This is a genomic window from Pseudolabrys sp. FHR47, from assembly GCF_005153485.1.
GTDB lineage: Bacteria > Pseudomonadota > Alphaproteobacteria > Rhizobiales > Xanthobacteraceae > Pseudolabrys.
Genome location: NZ_CP039740.1, coordinates 1870099 through 1887149, shown reverse-complemented (window position 1 = coordinate 1887149; position 17051 = coordinate 1870099). Strand labels below are relative to the sequence as shown.

Annotated in this window: 16 protein-coding genes and 1 riboswitch; of the genes, 6 read left to right on the top strand and 10 right to left on the bottom strand. The window is 63.6% G+C overall.

Features of this window, described 5'->3' with window-relative positions; all coding sequences use genetic code 11:
• Positions 1 to 35 precede the first annotated feature (35 nt).
• Positions 36 to 1298, bottom strand: coding sequence for a DUF2336 domain-containing protein (locus E8Q40_RS09285; protein WP_137044112.1), 1263 nt, complete (start codon positions 1296 to 1298; stop codon positions 36 to 38).
• A 146-nt stretch (positions 1299 to 1444) separates the two neighbouring features.
• A complete protein-coding gene (locus E8Q40_RS09280) occupies positions 1445 to 2524 on the bottom strand; it encodes a transglycosylase SLT domain-containing protein (RefSeq protein WP_137044111.1) in 1080 nt (359 codons plus the stop codon).
• 176 nt (positions 2525 to 2700) lie between these two features.
• Here E8Q40_RS09280 and E8Q40_RS09275 point away from each other — a divergent pair, with 176 nt between their 5' ends.
• Both E8Q40_RS09275 and E8Q40_RS09270 read left to right on the top strand, forming a co-directional pair.
• On the top strand, positions 2701 to 3183 hold the full coding sequence (locus E8Q40_RS09275) for a MaoC family dehydratase (protein ID WP_137044110.1): 483 nt from the start codon (positions 2701 to 2703) through the stop codon (positions 3181 to 3183).
• Positions 3184 to 3310: 127 nt separating this feature from the next.
• Positions 3311 to 4180, top strand: a complete 870-nt coding sequence (locus E8Q40_RS09270) for a CoA ester lyase (protein WP_137044109.1) — start codon at positions 3311 to 3313, stop codon at positions 4178 to 4180.
• A gap of 105 nt (positions 4181 to 4285) precedes the next feature.
• On the opposite strand, the gene E8Q40_RS09265 is transcribed toward E8Q40_RS09270, so the two are convergent.
• The 4 genes from E8Q40_RS09265 to folE all read right to left on the bottom strand — a co-directional run bounded on the left by E8Q40_RS09265 (position 4286) and on the right by folE (position 9004).
• A complete protein-coding gene (locus tag E8Q40_RS09265) occupies positions 4286 to 6118 on the bottom strand; it encodes a radical SAM protein (protein ID WP_137044108.1) in 1833 nt (610 codons plus the stop codon).
• A gap of 134 nt (positions 6119 to 6252) precedes the next feature.
• Positions 6253 to 7536, bottom strand: a complete 1284-nt coding sequence (locus tag E8Q40_RS09260; RefSeq protein ID WP_137044107.1) for a D-amino acid dehydrogenase — start codon at positions 7534 to 7536, stop codon at positions 6253 to 6255.
• Between the two features lie 155 nt (positions 7537 to 7691).
• Positions 7692 to 7787, bottom strand: a riboswitch (glycine riboswitch).
• 51 nt (positions 7788 to 7838) lie between these two features.
• On the bottom strand, positions 7839 to 8270 hold the full coding sequence (gene hisI / locus E8Q40_RS09255; protein WP_137044106.1) for a phosphoribosyl-AMP cyclohydrolase: 432 nt from the start codon (positions 8268 to 8270) through the stop codon (positions 7839 to 7841).
• An 83-nt stretch (positions 8271 to 8353) separates the two neighbouring features.
• Positions 8354 to 9004 (bottom strand): GTP cyclohydrolase I FolE, encoded by a 651-nt coding sequence (gene folE / locus E8Q40_RS09250; RefSeq protein ID WP_137044105.1) that lies wholly within the window; start codon positions 9002 to 9004, stop codon positions 8354 to 8356.
• A 268-nt stretch (positions 9005 to 9272) separates the two neighbouring features.
• Here folE and E8Q40_RS09245 point away from each other — a divergent pair, with 268 nt between their 5' ends.
• Positions 9273 to 9722: an iron-sulfur cluster assembly scaffold protein gene (locus tag E8Q40_RS09245; RefSeq protein ID WP_137044104.1), complete on the top strand. Its 450-nt coding sequence runs from the start codon at positions 9273 to 9275 to the stop codon at positions 9720 to 9722.
• Between the two features lie 11 nt (positions 9723 to 9733).
• Here the strand turns inward: E8Q40_RS09245 and E8Q40_RS09240 are convergent, their stop codons facing one another.
• Positions 9734 to 11074: a hypothetical protein gene (locus tag E8Q40_RS09240; RefSeq protein WP_137044103.1), complete on the bottom strand. Its 1341-nt coding sequence runs from the start codon at positions 11072 to 11074 to the stop codon at positions 9734 to 9736.
• 321 nt (positions 11075 to 11395) lie between these two features.
• Here E8Q40_RS09240 and yidD point away from each other — a divergent pair, with 321 nt between their 5' ends.
• Both yidD and E8Q40_RS09230 read left to right on the top strand, forming a co-directional pair.
• Positions 11396 to 11719, top strand: coding sequence for a membrane protein insertion efficiency factor YidD (yidD, locus tag E8Q40_RS09235; protein ID WP_137044102.1), 324 nt, complete (start codon positions 11396 to 11398; stop codon positions 11717 to 11719).
• A 99-nt stretch (positions 11720 to 11818) separates the two neighbouring features.
• Positions 11819 to 12736: a DMT family transporter gene (locus tag E8Q40_RS09230; protein WP_137044101.1), complete on the top strand. Its 918-nt coding sequence runs from the start codon at positions 11819 to 11821 to the stop codon at positions 12734 to 12736.
• A 31-nt stretch (positions 12737 to 12767) separates the two neighbouring features.
• On the opposite strand, the gene E8Q40_RS09225 is transcribed toward E8Q40_RS09230, so the two are convergent.
• Entirely contained in the window at positions 12768 to 14063 is a 1296-nt protein-coding gene (locus E8Q40_RS09225; protein WP_137044100.1) for a hypothetical protein, read from the bottom strand.
• Positions 14064 to 14214: 151 nt separating this feature from the next.
• Here E8Q40_RS09225 and thrS point away from each other — a divergent pair, with 151 nt between their 5' ends.
• Positions 14215 to 16179: a threonine--tRNA ligase gene (thrS, locus tag E8Q40_RS09220; RefSeq protein ID WP_137044099.1), complete on the top strand. Its 1965-nt coding sequence runs from the start codon at positions 14215 to 14217 to the stop codon at positions 16177 to 16179.
• A 26-nt stretch (positions 16180 to 16205) separates the two neighbouring features.
• Here the strand turns inward: thrS and E8Q40_RS09215 are convergent, their stop codons facing one another.
• Positions 16206 to 16520 carry a cytochrome c gene (locus tag E8Q40_RS09215; protein ID WP_137044098.1) on the bottom strand — a complete coding sequence of 105 codons (315 nt, stop codon included), beginning with the start codon at positions 16518 to 16520 and terminating at the stop codon, positions 16206 to 16208.
• A gap of 137 nt (positions 16521 to 16657) precedes the next feature.
• Positions 16658 to 16969, bottom strand: a complete 312-nt coding sequence (locus E8Q40_RS09210) for a cytochrome c (RefSeq protein WP_137044097.1) — start codon at positions 16967 to 16969, stop codon at positions 16658 to 16660.
• Positions 16970 to 17051: the final 82 nt, after the last annotated feature.

Sequence of the window (17051 nt, the reverse complement as noted above, 5' to 3'; positions counted from 1 at the left end):
GCAGCAAAGCTGCGAGCCCGGAATGACGACCGAGGTTACGCCACCAGCCGGGGTTCGTGGATCTGAGGCACGTAGGCCGTGTGATCATAGGCCATGTGATCATAGGCCGTGTGATCGTAGGTCGCTCGATCGTAGCCAACATGACCATTGGCGACCGGATCGTAGGCAACCAGGTCGTCGCAGAACATGCGCGCTTCCTCGCGCGCGGCCTCGACGGCGAACCGCCGCAACAGTGCCAGCAGGGACGCCATGTCATCGCGACGTTCGGCGACGCAGGCTTCAAGCACATGCTCGACCATGCGGCGCTTGAGCCGTGTCACACCACCGGTCTCGCCGACCAGAATGCCGTCGCGCAGCGCCGCGATGGCTTCGCGGAATGCCGAATAGGCGGCGTCCGGCAATCCGGCCTTCGTATAAACCGCGCGGAAGCCCGAGATGTGCTTATCGTGGATATAGGCCGATACCCGGTCGATCGACATGCCGGTCAACTCGGCGATCGCCTCTTCGAACAGCACGACATTGCCTGACAACAGCGCGCGCAGGATCATGCCGGCGGTCAGTTGTCCGCTCTGGCGCAGATGCCGCATCAGTTCGGCGATTTCCTCATAAGGCGTCTCCGCGGCGAGCGCGACGGTCGCCTTTTCGCAGGCTTCGCGTGCGGCGTGTTCCGCGTGCTCGGAGCCGAGCCAGTGCCGCGCGCTGACAAAACCCGCCAAAGTCTGCGACAGCTTGGCGAGCAGCGCCTGGCGCGAGGCCATCGGCAAATCGTGACGCGCAATGAGGTTCTCGCGGATCGCGGCGAGATGGCCGAAGCGCTCGATGATCCGGTCGAGCGAAAACAGCGCGATATCGGCGTCGAGATTCTCCAGCAGCGCCAGGCAAGCCTGCGCGCAACCGACTTCGGCGATGGCGGCGGCGACAGGCGACGACAGCAGCGCACGCGAGGCAATCGCCACTTGCGAGTCGGGCTGCGCGGTCGCGAACAGATCGACGAGATCCTCGTCGCTGAGCAGAGGCGAGCGCGACAGCACCGGGATCGCGACTTCGGGCTGATCGGCGGCCAGCGCATGAACGACGACGGGCGGCGCCTTCTGCGCCGATGCGAATACTTGCGCGAGCGCGCCGCGTACCAGCGGCGATGGATCGTCGAGCAACATGATCATCGCGCCTTCGGCGGCGGACAGATCGTCGACGGATAAATCGGAATGGAGATAAGCGCGGGCCAGCGCGGAGGTCGCCTCGGCACGCTCGCCGGGCGAGGCATTACGCAGCCACTGCAGGAACTGACGAACAATCATGACACGACCAGACGCTACAAACACCCGCCAACACAACGGCGAACGCTGCGATCCTAGCCGGCGACACTTAATAAAGCGTTCACCATAGGTATTGAGAAGAGATTAACGACGATCCGGCGGAAAGCGCCGATCTTTCAACAGGCGCGTCAGCCGCGGCCCGTGAAAAGGCCGCGCACATTGGCGGCGCCGTCGGTGAAGAGATCGAGCCCGCGGGTGCGCTGACCGGCGCCAGCCGTGACGTCCGCTGGCGCGGCGCCGGGCGCGGACAACGCCGTGGTGCCGGTATCGGTCGTGTCCGTATCGGACCACAGCGACGTCACCGTGCGGCTCACCGCGCCGCGCTCGGCGTCGCTGAACATCGCCGCGAACAACGGGCGCGACGATTGCGGCGGCGGGCGGTTGTCGGCGGCGGCCAGCGCCTGCGTCATGCCTGCGGTGTCCGGGACTTTCACCGGGGCAGCAATCGATCGCGTGGACGGCGACACCTCATCGGGACGCTGCGCTACGGTCACTGGCGTTACGGCGGCGGCCGGAGCTTGAGTTTCACCCACCGGCGCCGGCGGCCGCGGGACATCCTGCACCAGCGCCAGACGCGTGTTGTCGAACTTGGCGGTGAGCCGGTCGTAGACTTCGGTCACCGTGCGGGCGGTGCCGTCGCGGTTATAGAAGATGGGACGGTTGGCGGCGGCCGCCGCCGGAAACATCGCCGCGGCGTTGGCATTGCCGCGCGTGTTGACGGCATTGATCAGGCGCCCCGCGCCTTCAGGCCCGAGGAAATGCGCGGCGTAGAGCTCGCCCTCTGTGGGTACCTTGCCGGTCGCGGCGGTGAGGTGGGAGGCATTGGTGCGCGCCAGCGCGCCCGCCATCATGGCGCTCATCGCCGGATCGGTGCGCAGCTTGAGGATTTCAGAACGCATCGCCGGGTCGGCGACCTCGTAGCGGCCGCTGGCGGTGCGGGTGATGGCGTCGGCATATTGCCCCATGCCGAGCGCGGCGCCATCCTGCTTGACGGTGGCGAGCCAGGTCTGGTCGATGAACTGGTACAGCCCCTTGGCCGACGAGGTCGCGGCCTGTGCTTGCGGGTTCAGGCTCGATTCGATCCGCGCCGTGGTCAGCAGATACTGGAAGCTGATGCCGGTCGATTCCGCAGCCTTGCTGATCGCGCCGCTGATCTGCGGTGCGATGCCAGTGCCGACGACGCTGGACGCGGCGCGATCGACAGCCATCGGGTTGCCCTCGGGGTTGCCGGCACTCGAAAAGCCGGCTTCAAAACGGCCAACAGGGCGGGAACTGCTTCTGGTGACCTTGGGTAATTATGGTAAACGAATGGTTAACGAAGGCGTGATGGGCTACCGGCCGGGACGCTAAAAAGCGAAAAACGGGAAAGAACGGAGAACGGACAATGGCGGAAACGGTGCAACGGCATAAGCGCGGCGGGCTTTATTTCGAGGACATGGAAGTCGGCAAGCTCTACGAGCACCGCTACACCCGCACCGTGACGCAGATGGACAACATGTTGTTTTCCAACATGACGCTCAATCCGCAGCCGCTCCACATCGACCGCCATTTCTGCGAAACCGAAACCGAATTCGGCCAGCCGCTGATGAACTCGCTGTTCACGCTCGGCCTGATGATCGGCATCCAGGTATCGGACATGACGGTCGGCACCACCATCGCCAATCTCGGCATGACCGACGTGCGCTTCCCCAACCCATTGTTCGAAGGCGACACTGTGACCTGCCAGACCACGGTCGTGAGCAAGCGCGAATCGAAATCTCGCGACACCGCCGGCATCGTCGAATTCCACCATCAGGCCTTCAAGCAGGACGGCACTCTGGTGGCCGAGTGCCACCGCAACGCGTTCATCATCAAAAGGCCGAAGTAACTATTGGCCTCATCCTTCGAGACGCGGCCTTCGGCCGCTCCTCAGGATGAGGTTTGAGTCATACCCTCATGGTGAGGAGCCGCGCGCAGCGCGGCGTCTCGAACCATGAGGCCAAGGAGCAGATAACATGCGTTCCCTCCTCTTCGTCCCGGCCGATGCCGGCAACAAGCTCGACAAGGCGATGGCCTCCGGCGCCGACGCCGTCATCATTGATCTGGAAGATTCCATTTCACCGGAGCGCAAGCCGGCGGCGCGCGAGGCCGCGCGGGACTACCTCAAGGCGCATACCGGCAAGGCCGAGCGCCCGCGGCTGTTCGTGCGCATCAATGGCCTCGACACCGGCATGACCGACGCCGATCTTCAAGCCATCGTGCCAGGCAAGCCGGACGCCGTGCTGTTTCCGAAAGCCGAAGGCGGAACCAGCGTCATCCACCTCGACGCCAAGCTCACTGCGCAGGAAGCCATCGCCGGCATTGCCGAAGGTTCGATCAAGGTCCTTGCCCAGAACGTCGAGTCGGCGGCCGGCCTGTTCCTGGCCGGTACCTTCAAAGACGCCAGCCCGCGCCTGATCGGCATGACCTGGGGCCCGGAGGATCTCTCCGCCGAACTCGGCGCGGAATCGAACCGCGACGACAAGGGCTTTCTCACCGAGCCCTATCGCTTTGCCCGGTCGGTCTGCCTGTTCGGCGCGGCGGCGGCCAAGCTGCCGGCCATCGAAACGGTCTATGTCGACTTCCGCAATTCCGAAGGCCTGCGCCAGGACACGATCGAGGCGCGGCGCGACGGCTTCAGCGGAAGGCTTGCCATTCACCCCGCGCAAGTGCCGGTGATCAACGAGGTGTTCACGCCGACGGCCGAGCAAATCGAGAAGGCGAAGGCGATCATCGCCGCCTTCGCCGCCAATCCCGGTGCCGGCGCCATCGGCATCGATGGCAAGATGTTCGACCGCCCGCACCTCATTCGCGCGCAGGCCTTGCTGGCGCGGGCGGGGTCATAGGGTTGTCGTCCCCGCGAAGGCGGGGACCCATACTCCGTGTACTATCGAGAGACTGCGGCGTATGGGTCCCGGGCCTCGCGCAAGGGCGCTCGCCCGGGACGACAGTCACTCAGCCGCTTCGACCAGAGCCGCCACGACCAGAGCCGGCTCGTGCAGGTGGCCGTCCTGCGCGTCCTTGATGTGCTTGGCGCGCGCCACATAGGCCTGCGCCGCGCCGGTATTGAATAGCTCGTGCGTCTCGAGCTCGTTGTCCATGACCGGCGTCATCGCCAGGTCAGTGTAGGCATAGCGCTGCGGGTCCTTCTTGATACGCAAATAGATGCGGCGCAGCTTGAGATAGAGAGCCCCCCAGCGAACCAGCCGGCTCGCCACGCTGGCGTAATACTTCGGATAGAACAGCCACGCCGGTTCGATCGGCAGGCCCGGACGGCGGTCGAGCCGGTAGCGCCGGCGCAGGAAGCCGCTCTCGAGTGGATGGATATGCTCGATATTGATCGAGCCGGTGAACCACGAGATCAGGAACAGCGCGTTGGAGGCGTTGGCTTTCGTCGAGGCCACGCGCCGCAGGATCGTCTCGATGTGGTCGATGGTGTAGTAGCGCTGCCAGGCATCCTTGTAGGCGCGGTCCCAGTCCTCGCGCGACATCTTCTGATGCGGCGTACAGATATGATTGAGGTCGTATTTGTTGAGGTCGGGATCGAGCCACGCCCCCACCCGCTGCAGCTTGAGGTGATCCTCCGAGCCCGGCAGTGGCGTCAGATAGAAGAACTCCAGCAGATCGACCGGCAGCTCGCGCTTGATCACGTCGATGTCGTGCATGATCGACTCGTACGTGTCGCCGGGGAAGCCGAGGATGTAACCGGCATAGGTGATGACGCCCGCCTTCTTCCAGGCGAGCAGCATGGTGCGGTACTCGGTGATCTTGTTCTGGCGCTTCTTGGCGCCGAGCAGATTGTCCGGGTTGATGTTCTCGAGCCCGATGAAGACGCGCCTGACGCCGGCACGCGCTGCCTTCTCGATGAAATTCGGCAGCTTGTGGCAAAGCGTATCGACCTGGATGATGAATCCCAGATTGAACTTCTCGACCTCACGCAGATAGATGATGCGATCGAGGATCGCTTCCCAGTCCTTGTTGCGCGCGAAATTGTCGTCGGTGATGAAGAAGGAGCGCAGCCCCTGCGCGTAGTTGACGCGGACGATGTGCTCGATGTCGTCGGGCGAGCGGCGGCGTGACTTGCGGCCCTGCACGTTGATGATGGTGCAGAACGAGCACTGGTAAGGGCAGCCCCGCCCCGCATCGAACGATGTCGTGCGCCCGGCGGTGCGCTGCGCGCGCTCGGCCGCCATCAGCGGGATCGGCGTGCCCTCGATGCCGGGCAGATCGTCCATGTAATTGTAGAGCGGCTTGAGCGCGCCGGCATGAGCGTCCCGCAGGGTTTCTTCCAGACGTCCTTCCGCCTCGCCGGCGAACAGCGATACGCCCATCGCCTTGGCGCGGTCGAGATCGGCATCGACGCCGTTCAGCATCGCCAGCACGCCGGACACGTGGAAGCCGCCGATACCGACCTGAATGCCGCGCTCGCGCAGCGGTTTCGCCAGATCGAGCGCGCGTGGAAACTGGTTCGATTGCACGCCGGCAAGCATGACCATGCCGGCGCCGGCTTCCTCGATCATCGCCGCAAGTCTATCGGGGCGGATGCGGGTGTTTGTTTCGTCAAAAGTGTGAATGTCGATGGCAACATCGTCACCAAGGATGCGGCGCTCGGCGCAATCCTTCGCCAGGCCGTACAACGACGCGAGCGAGTTCGACGGGATCGGCGAGCGCAGCCACTGAATGACATAGCCGTCATCATCGTAGTGAGACGGCTTCACCAGCACCAGGCAGAAGCGCTGTGGCACCGCGCCGGATTCGAACGCATGCACATGATCCGTCGCCATCCACAAAGTCTAGCAGCATCGCGCCCGCCGGCAAGCAATCCCGTCCCATCAATGTATAAACATACCGTAATGGGTAGTTATGCGCGGCGCGGCCGGCCTGCAAATCGCGCAGATACCGGCCGCTAAGTCATTGGTCAGGCCGCCATCGGCCCCTTGCCGTCCGCGATCATGTTGGCGACGCGGAAACCGGAGCCCGCGCCGAGCGTCCAACCCAGCGTGCCGTGGCCGGTGTTGAGCCACAGGTTGCGATAGCGCGTGCGCCCGACATAAGGGATGTTCGACGGCGTCGCGGGCCGCAAGCCGGACCAGAACGTCGCCGCATCGAAATTGCCGGCGCGCGGGAACAGCTTCTTCACATTGTCGACGATGGCCTGGCAGCGCGTACGATTAAGGTCGCGGGTATAGCCCGACAGCTCCGCCGTACCGGCGACACGCAGCCGGCTGCCGTAATTGGAATAAACGAGCTTGTATTCGTCGTCGGTCAGGCTGGTCACCGGCGCCATGTTGGAGCCATCGGTCGGGATGGTCACCGAATAACCCTTGGCCGGATAGATCGTGAGATTGACGCCGTAATTGCGCAGGAACGGCGCCGACCACGAGCCCATGCTGACCACGATATCGCGCGCGCGCAATGTCTTGTAGCCCTCGGGACCGACGACCTCGACGCTGCTCACCTCGCCCGACGCGCGATCGGCGCCGAGCGCGGTCACCTGCGTATTGGTCAGGAAAGTCGCGCCCATCCGCTCGCACACCTGCGCCAGATTCTGGGTGAACTTGAACGCGTCGCCGCTTTCATCCTCGGCGGTGTAAGTCGCGCCGGCGATCTCGTGACGCTTGTCGGCGAAAGCCGGTTCGATCTCGACCACCTTGTCGGCATCGATGACGGTGCGCTCGCAGCCATACTTGCGCATCAGTTCGGCAACCGGAATCGCCGCTTCGAATTCCTTCGCGTTGCGATAGAAATGCAGGATGCCCTTGCTGCGCTCGTCGTAGTGGAAGTTCTCATCGCTGCGAATCTTCTGGATCAGCGAACGGCTCTGCACCGCCAGCTTGACGATTTCGGTGGTATGGCGGTTGGCGCGATGCGGCAGGCAATCGACCAAAAACTTGGCGATCCAAAGCCACTGATGCACGTCCATGCGCGGCCGGAACAAGAGTGGCGCATCGCTCTGCATCAGCCACTTGAGCACCTTGAGCGGTGCCGATGGGTTGGCCCAGGGCTCGGCATGACTGACCGACACCTGCCCGCCATTGGCGAAGCTGGTCTCGAGCCCGGCTTCCGGCTGGCGGTCGATGACGCAGACCGACTTGCCATTTTTCAGATTGAAGTAGGCAGTGTTGATGCCGACGACGCCCCCACCGAGCACGATGACGTCGAAATCCGTTTTGGATGAATTGGCGGATGATTGAGGGGACATGTCTCAGGTCCTTCTGGCGCGCGCGAGCGTCCTCGAGACGTCTCGCGTGCCCCCTCTGTCATTGGCCTGAGAGCTTCATCGCCAAGGCGTTATTGCCTCGAACGACTTGCACCGTCGGCAGGAGCCTTGAGGGCTCCATTCTTCAGAGGTCGAAGTCCTGGTGAACGGTCCTTTTGCCTGAGAGATTCCGGGGCGGTTGCTCCTTCGGCGCCGGCCTCGAGCGTGAGGCCGGTCTCTCCCGTTCATTGATAGAAATAATCGATTCACCGATAGGAGTCGAGCCACCAATCGCGGCAACCCGCCTAACTCTTGGGCGAATAGATAGCCGCCGGGTCGAATTTACGGTCCGCGTCCTGGAAATCGAGCCGCACTGCGCCGGTCTGGCCAAGCGGCACCGCGCGATAGAAGCACGAGCGTCGGCCGGTGTGACAGGCACCCTCGCCTTCCTGCTCGACCTTGAGCCAGAGCGCATCCTGATCGCAGTCGACGCGCAATTCCTTGATGCGCTGGACGTGACCGGAGGTCTCGCCCTTCTTCCACAACTTCTTGCGCGAGCGGCTGTAATACCAGGCTTCGCCGGTTTCGATGGTCTTGGCCAAGGCCTCGGCGTTCATGTGCGCGACCATCAGCACATCGCCATTGCCGGCGTCGGTCACAACCGCGGTCAAAAGGCCGTCGGCGTCGAATTTGGGAAGAAGGGTCAGGCCTTCTTCGATGTCGGAGGTGGAGGACATGATCGATATACCGGTTGTCGATAACAAAATGCCGGGCTCTCGCCCGGCATGATTAGTAGTTCGCGTTTGCGAGAAAGTCGGGCTTACTTCCCGCGCAGCAGCGACATGAACCGAACGAGTTCGTTCGGATCGTCGCGGAAGGTGCCGGAGAAATGCGTGGTCATGGTCAGCGAACCGGGCTTGGCGACGCCGCGCATGGTCATGCAGGTATGCTCGGCCTCCAGCATCACGGCGACGCCCCTGGGCTTCATCACTTCCTCGAGCGCGGTGGCGATCTGCGCCGTCATGTTCTCCTGGGTCTGCAGGCGCTTGGCATAGGTATCGACCAGCCGCGCCAGCTTCGACAGCCCGACCACGCGATCGGTCGGCTTGTACGCGATGTGCGCCAGGCCGAAGAACGGCATCATGTGATGCTCGCAGTGCGAGTTGAACGGGATGTCCTTGACCAGCACGAAGTCGTTGTAGCCGGACGTCTCGGAGAAGGTGCGGTCGAGCGAGTCCGCCGGCACCTCGCGGTAGCCGGCAAAAAGCTCATCATAGGCATCGACGACGCGCTTGGGCGTATCGAGCACGCCTTCGCGGGTGGCATCGTCGCCGGCATAGGCGATAAGCGTGCGCACGGCGGCTTCCGCCTCGTCACGCGAGGGCCGCGGCGCGCTGGCCGCAGGCGCGGTCCTGACATGGTCGGACAAACCCTGCTGCCAGGGCTTGATAATGGTATTCTTGGCGTCCATGGACGGTCTCCGTTCGACCGGGGCTCGCCTTCAAGGGACGGCACCGGGAGTGTCACCGGGGTGGCCGCGCGATCCCGCCCACTCGGGCGGTCGGACGCCGCAATCCCATAGCTGCCCGGCTTTCCTCTTGATCTTCAACAGGGTACCCGGGCTCCAGCGGCCGAGAACCCCTTCTCGAACCGGCTGAACGATCCCTATATATTGCTTTGTACGACCGAGGCAATGTGCCGGATCACCGGCGGCTTCGGGGGCGGCCGGGACAAAATACATGCTGAATGACGTCTATAACGAGAAAATCCTTGATCTGGCTGGCAACATTCCCCGCCTCGGCCGGCTCGAACAGCCTGACGCCACTGCCACCGCCCATTCGAAGCTGTGCGGCTCGACGGTAACCATCGACCTCAAAATGAACGGCAGCGCGGTCACGGACTTCGCCCATGACGTGAAGGCCTGCGCGCTCGGCCAGGCCTCCTCCTCCATCATGGCGCGCCATATCATCGGGTCGACGCCGGACGAACTGCGCGCGCTGCGCGAGACCGTACGCAGGATGTTGAAAGAGAACGGCGCGCCACCGAAAGACGGAAAGTGGGCTGACATCGCCTATCTCGAGCCGGTACGCGATTTCAAGGCGCGCCACGCTTCGACCATGCTGACCTTCGATGCGGTGGTGAAGGCCGTGGACGAGATCGAGGCCAAGCGTAAGCAAGCGGCCGAGTAAACCAATCGCGCCTACTTCGCCGACGCCATGCCGCCGGTCTTCTGCACCAGCGAGGCGTCCGCGCGGTCGCCAGTCGGCTTGACGCAGGCGGAGGCAAGCCGCGGGAAGTTCTGCGGCGCTCCGGTATTGCCGATGCGGATCACGGTGACCATGCCGTCGCTGGTCGTCTCGACGACCACCGAGCGGCGCCCTTCGGCAAAGCCGCGCACCAGATCGTCCGGCACGCCGCCGATCGCCAGACTGCGCAGTTCGCTCAGTTCATCCTTGCGCTCGCTCGACACCACCTTCAGCGCGGCGGCGGCACGGCCGACACGCACGCGCACATTATCGAGCCGCTGCGGCACCGCGACGGCGGTGCTGCCTGTGCGGCGTTCGACATAACTCAAGTCAAACTTGCCGTCCGCGCCACAAGACAGCATCAGATCGAAGCTACCGATGCGATCACCCTCCACGGTCAGCGGATGACGACGCGCGAGCACCGCCCCACTATCGCGGTCGAGCAAGGCCCAGCCGCGCTCGCTGATTGGCGTCGCCGCGACACCTTCCGTAATGGCGGGACGATGCGGGCGCGCTACGGGCGGCGCGGCGGCAACCGGCGCCGGCGCGACGTCTTCAGTCGCCAACCGCATGGCGACAATCTCCTGTCGCGTCATGACATGCAGCGGCTCCCACGGCGGGATACGCAGCGCCAGATCGAGCAAGTCGATCGACGCGCCCATCTCCTCCGTGAAGCGCGCGAGCGAGCCGATGTCGCGCTGCACGAGCACGAGGTCCTCGGCCGTATAGGTCGCCGCGGTCGGATCGTCACGGCGATCGCCGAGCCAGATTTGATGCACCATGACGCGCGCCTCGGCCGGCACCGTGCGCTTCACGCCGCCGAGCACCACGAAGGCGCACATGGATTCGCAATCGGCGATCGGCGAGATTTTCGCGCGCTTGATGTCGCCGGCGCCAAGATCGGTTGCTGCCGACAGATCGACGACGCGGCCGACCGCGGTCGACAGCCGCGCCTTGCGGATCTCGCGACCGAGCGCGATCGCGCCGAGCACGGAACCGCCGTCGGAGTCGAGCACCACCGTGGCATCGCGCAGGCTGTCGCCGCGCGACGCGTTGGCCTTCATGAACTTGATGAAATCGCGCGGACTGTCAGCGGTAATGGCGCCCTCTGCGCCGATCAAGGTTCGGCACGTGTCGCCGCAGGCCGCCGCCGGACCTTCCTGCCGCAGTTCGAAGCGCATCGGCAGTGCGCGATTATCGCCACGCGCCGGAACAACGAGGGCCGAACTGACCAGAGCCGGCGCAATTAGCAATGCGCCGATCATTTTATAAATCGTGGCCAGGGACCGCCGCATATCGCTCTCCGCAGCCGGCCGGAATAATCCGTCGGCAACTGGAACCGGAACGTCTCCGCCGCATTGTGGAAGCGGAGAATTCCTAATCTCCCTCGGGCCTCTGCTCGCACCGCAACAAAAGCGTTTGTGCGCACTCTTGTGTTTGCTTGAGCACTCCCCGATTTGTAAAATTTATGACGACGGCCGGATTCTCGCTAGTGCAAAAAGGTCGCTATCCCTTCCCTATCGTGCTTGAAAGCTGAGCAGTTCCATTACCTTGGAACTTTGCTATGGAACTCGCATGCGGCTCCTCCGAAGCAAAGCCGCCCCGAGCAGCCGTCCATGACTGAACCGGAACATACGTTTTCGATCATCCGATTGCCGCGGCTTTTTGGTCGCGGACTGGTCGCCATTTACCGCTACGCGCTGTCGCCGCTCCTCGGCCCGCGCTGCCGGCATCTGCCGAGTTGCTCGGAATATGCAGACGAAGCCATCAGCCACTTCGGACTCTGGGCCGGCGGCTGGATGGCGATGGCGCGCATCCTGCGATGTCACCCGTGGGGTACGCACGGCCTCGATTTCGTGCCGAAGACTTTGCCGACGAATGCCCGTTGGTGGCTGCCCTGGCGGTATGGCCGCTGGCGCGGCACGCAAGTCGAACCGTAAGCCAAAGCTTCGCAGGAACCGGGTGGCTCCCGACCGCAACACCGGGCACGGCCAGCCCGAGACTGGCACCAGCGACATGACACCAGCGAAAGATTGCAAATGGCGAACCAACCGATCCCGATGCACCGGCACGACTGGCTGCTGCTTTTTCTTCTGTCGGTGTTGTGGGGCGGTTCGTTCTTCTTCAACGGCGTGGCCTTACGCGAATTGCCGCCGCTGACCATTGCCCTCGCCCGCGTTGCGCTCGGCGCGCTGTGCCTGCTGATCGTGCTCAAACCGCTTGGCGGCGCGCTGCCGAGACGCGGCGTCGACTGGTTACCCTTCGCGATCATGGGGCTGGTCAACAACGTCATCCCGTTCTCGCTGTTTCTGACGGCGCAGACCATGATTTCCAGCGGGCTGGCCTCAGTGATCAATGCCACCACCCCGCTGTTCGCGGTGCTGGTGATGGCGGCGAGCGGCGAAGAGCGCCTGACCGGCCGGCGTATCGCCGGCGTGCTGATCGGCATCGGCGGCGTGGCGCTGCTCCGCGGCCCGGGTTTGACCGCCGAGAACCAGACGCTCGGCATTCTGCTCTGCCTCGGGGCCGCGTTGAGCTACGGCTTTGCCGGCTACTGGGGCCGCCGGGCGCTGGGTGGCGTGCCGCCGCTCACCTCCGCGACCGCACAGCTCATCTGCTCGACTCCGGTCATGGCCATCATCGCCGCATCGGTCGAGCGGCCCTGGATGCTGCCGATGCCGGGCGTCGCCACTTGGCTGGCGCTGGCCGGCCTCGCCACGCTATCGACGGCGCTCGCCTATATCCTGTTCTTCCGCATTCTCAATCGGTCCGGCGCGGTCAATGTCGTGCTCGTGACGCTGCTGATACCGGTCACCGCGATCCTGCTCGGCGTCTGGATTCTGAACGAGCCGCTCTCGGTGAACGAGGTGGCGGGAGCCCTCATCATCGCCGCCTCGCTGATCGTGATCGACGGGCGGGCGCTGGCGTGGGTCAAAAGCCGGATGGCGGGCGTTTAACGGAAGGCGAGCTCTATCTGCGCTCGCCCGATCACTCCATACCGACCGCTGTCCGACCACCGGTTTGCGCGTTGATTTTGCGAACGATGACGTTGGCGAAATGACGGGTGATCGCCGGATTGGACGATACGCCATGCAGCGCGGTATTGTTGACGGAAACGTGGTAATTCCCGAGACAGAACCGTATTCCGTTTTGCTCAGGATTTTGTCCGACCGAGCTCAACGCCCTATCCGAAATTCGCTTGTGGAGCGCGGGCCAGTCCTTGAGCAAGGATTGCAGTGACAAGACGCATGTCTTTTCACCGCCGTGCTTCGTCCAATCCGTAATAGTTATATCAACTCTTTGAAACGGCAGATCGCATTTGCCGTTGCGTTCCGGCCGGCACCAGGCACCGCCGCCGCCCTTGTAGGGTCTGAAGACATAGCCCTGAACGGTGCTCAGCTCGATGGTCTGCATCCACGCCGGCGTGTAGCTTTGCGGCAGCGGTTCGGGTCCCTTGTACTGTGCGCCGGCGCTTTTTGCCCACCACCAGCCGCCGGGAAGATCCGCGCCGGGATCGGGAAACAGCCCGGCACCAATCCCCGTCGGCGCCTTGAGTTGGTCGGTGATGTCTTTGACGCTCGCCCAAATGGCGGCGACGATCGCCTGCTTCTCCGGCTTGACCTTCTCCTGCTGGTAGGTCGCTTCCAGCCGCGCCATCCAGAACCGGTCGACCTGACGCTCGGCTCGGCGGCGCATCGGCTCGCCGATCAGATCCTTGTCCCAGCCTTTGTATCCGCTGATGTAGTCCTCAACCATTTTCGGCTTCACAACGAAATAGCCGCCGCCCAGGCTTTGGCTAACCGCATAGGAGAACGAGTTGATGATGTCCTGGTTCTGCGCACGATTCGCACGATAGGCGCCGTAGAGACCTGCATCGAGCTTAGGAACGAGCATCAGGTCGCGCACGGCTTCGAGCATCGATTTGTATAGGCGCACCGCCTTGATGGCGGTCATCAGCGGCGGCGGCAGCAAGGCTTCGGCGGCGGAGTCGGCCGCTTGATTGAGCACGGTGGTAGCGATCTCGGCATCGCGCGCATCTAGGAACTGTTGCGCGATCTGCAACGCAGTCACCGCGTCGGTCAGGCGGCCGAGCGCCGCCGCATTGTCTTTGAGGGCGAGGCTGGCTGCGTCGTTGGTCATGCCAGCGTACTGGGCGACGGTATCGATGACTTCGCCGGGCGCTGGGCGCTGCTGCGCCAAGCCAGGCGCGAAGCCAGGCGCGAAGCCAGGCACCGTTAGAGCCAATAATCCGGCCAGTATCAGCGTGCGGAGGCTCGTTCCCATTTGCTATAATTGTACTGTTGGGCTCCGACCGGCGTTGCGCTGGATCAAACCGCCTCCCCGGTTGCATCCCGCGATTCGCCTGCTATATCGCTTCTGAGTTCCACCGCTTACCCGCGCTCGTTCGCGGGAGTGAGCAACAGGAGAAGTCCTCATGGTCGCCCTGACCTTTCCCGACGGCGCGCGCCGCGACTACCCCGACAACATCACCGGCCTCGACATCGCCAAGGGCATTTCGCCCTCGCTGGCCAAGCGCACCGTTGCGATGGCGCTCGATGGCGCCCTCGCCGACCTTTCCGACCCGATCGAAAAAGACGCCCGCATCGAGTTCGTGTCGCGCGACGATCCCCGCGCGCTCGAGCTGATCCGCCACGACGCCGCCCATGTGCTGGCCGAGGCGGTGCAGGAATTGTGGCCCGGCACGCAGGTGACCATCGGCCCCGTCATCGAGAACGGCTTCTATTACGACTTCGCGCGCAACGAACCGTTCACGCCCGACGATCTGCCCGTCATCGAAAAGAAGATGAAGGAGATCATCGCCCGCGATAAGCCCTTCACCAAGGAAATCTGGTCGCGCGACGAGGCCAAGAAGGTCTTCCGCGACAAGGGCGAGCACTTCAAGGTCGAACTGGTCGACGCCATTCCCGAAGACCAGTCGATCAAGATTTACAAACAGGGCGACTGGTTCGATCTGTGCCGCGGCCCGCACATGACGAGCGTCGGCAAGGTCGGCAATGCCTTCAAGCTGATGCGGGTGGCCGGCGCCTATTGGCGCGGCGATTCCAACAACCCGATGCTGTCGCGTATCTACGGCACCGCCTTCGCCAAACAGGAAGACCTCGACGCCTACCTCAAGCAGATGGAGGAAGCCGAGAAGCGCGACCACCGCAAGCTCGGGCGCGAGATGGACCTGTTCCACTTCCAGGAGGAAGGCCCCGGCACGGTGTTCTGGCACGCCAATGGCTGGACCATCTTCCAGGAAATCATCGCCTATATGCGCCGCCGCCTCAAAGGCGATTACCAGGAAGTCAACGCGCCGCAGATGCTCGACAAGTCGCTGTGGGAGACCTCCGGTCACTGGCAGTGGTATCGCGAGAGCATGTTCGCGGCGCAATCGGCCGGCGACGAGGCCGAAGACAAGCGCTGGTTCGCCATCAAGCCCATGAACTGCCCCGGCCATGTGCAGATCTACAAGCACGGCCTCAAGAGCTACCGCGAACTGCCGATCCGCCTCGCCGAATTCGGCATCGTGCACCGTTACGAAGCGTCGGGCGCGATGCACGGCCTGCTACGCGTGCGCGCCTTCACGCAGGACGACGCGCATATCTTCTGCACCGAGGATCAGCTCGCCGAGGAATGCCTGAAGATCAACGACCTGATCCTGTCGACTTACGCCGATTTCGGCTTTGAGGGCGATCTGGTCGTCAAGCTGTCGACGCGTCCCGAAAAGCGCGTCGGCACCGATGCGGCCTGGGACCATGCCGAAGGTGTGATGCAGAACGTGCTGCAACGCATCGCCAAGGACAACAACCGCATCAAGACCGCGGTCAATCCCGGCGAAGGCGCGTTCTACGGGCCGAAGTTCGAATATGTGCTGCGCGATGCCATCGGGCGCGACTGGCAGTGCGGCACCACGCAGGTTGACTTCAATTTGCCGGAGCGCTTCGAGGCCTTCTACATCGCGCCGGACGGCTCCAAGCAGACGCCGGTGATGGTGCATCGCGCCATCTGCGGCTCACTGGAGCGTTTCCTTGGCGTCGTGCTCGAGCACTATGCCGGCCACCTGCCCTTGTGGCTGGCGCCGAAGCAGGCCGTGGTCTGCACAATCACTCAGGATGCCGACGCCTATGCCGCCGACGTGATGGCCGCGGCGCGCAAGGCCGGTCTTCGTGTCGATGCCGATCTGCGCAACGAGAAGATCAACTACAAGGTCCGCGAGCACTCGCTCGCCAAGGTTCCGGTGCTGCTCGTCGTGGGCAAGAAGGAAGCCGAGACCCGGCAGGTCTCGATCCGCCGCCTCGGCTCGGACAAGCAACAGGTCACGAGCCTCGACGATGCGCTGAAGCTGCTGACTGAGGAGGCGTTGCCGCCGGACGTAAAGCGGGCACGAAACGCCTAGCCGGCCCAGCGCACTGCGACGCCGCGTCAGCGGCGTTGCAGTGAAACGATGTAGGCGGCAAGATCGCTGGCCTCGCCGATCGGCACAAATCGATTGCCCATCGGGGTGTGACCGAAGGCCAGGTAGACTGCGAGCTGGCTGGCATTCAGACTCGTGCTCCGCGAGAGTTCGGCAAAAGTCGGTACGGTGGGGTGCCCGGTCAGGCGCGGGCCGGCGCGGATGTTATGACAACGAGTGCACGTTTGTTGCGCCAGGGCACCACCGCGCACCGGGTCGTTGGCCTGCGCCGAGTCGAACAGGGCCAGGACCATCGCCGCGATCAGAATTGCTGATTTGATCATTGTCTGCCTCCCGATCCGGATCGAATGCAGAAAACTCACACTGCATTCTCAGCGAGGAGGCCGGCTCAATGGTTGTAAATTGATACTGATCTGAGCCGCTGCGGACAGACCGACAATGAACCCTCAGATACCTGCGCTCATTTCTGGGCGGCGATATAGGCCGCCAGATCGGCCGCCTCGCTGCGCGACAATGTCATGCTCGGCATCACCGGGTGCGGCACCATCAGGAACAACGCGAGTTGCGCCGCGTCGAAATTCGGCTTTCGGGCGATGGCCGAAAATGGCGGGGCCTGGGTGTTGCCGCTTTGCTGATCCGCCGCGACGATATGGCATGCCGCGCACCAGCGTCTGGCCAGCACCTCGCCAATGGCGGCGTCGGCCGCGACCGCGAGATCGATGATGGCAAGAACAGCGAATAGAGGGAGGAATGCCAAAAGCAGTCGGGTCATCGCGGGAGGGCCTTTGCAAAATAGAGAAACAACTTACCCGTAAACGCAACGTCCGGCCATGACCTGAATCAAGGTTCGAGGT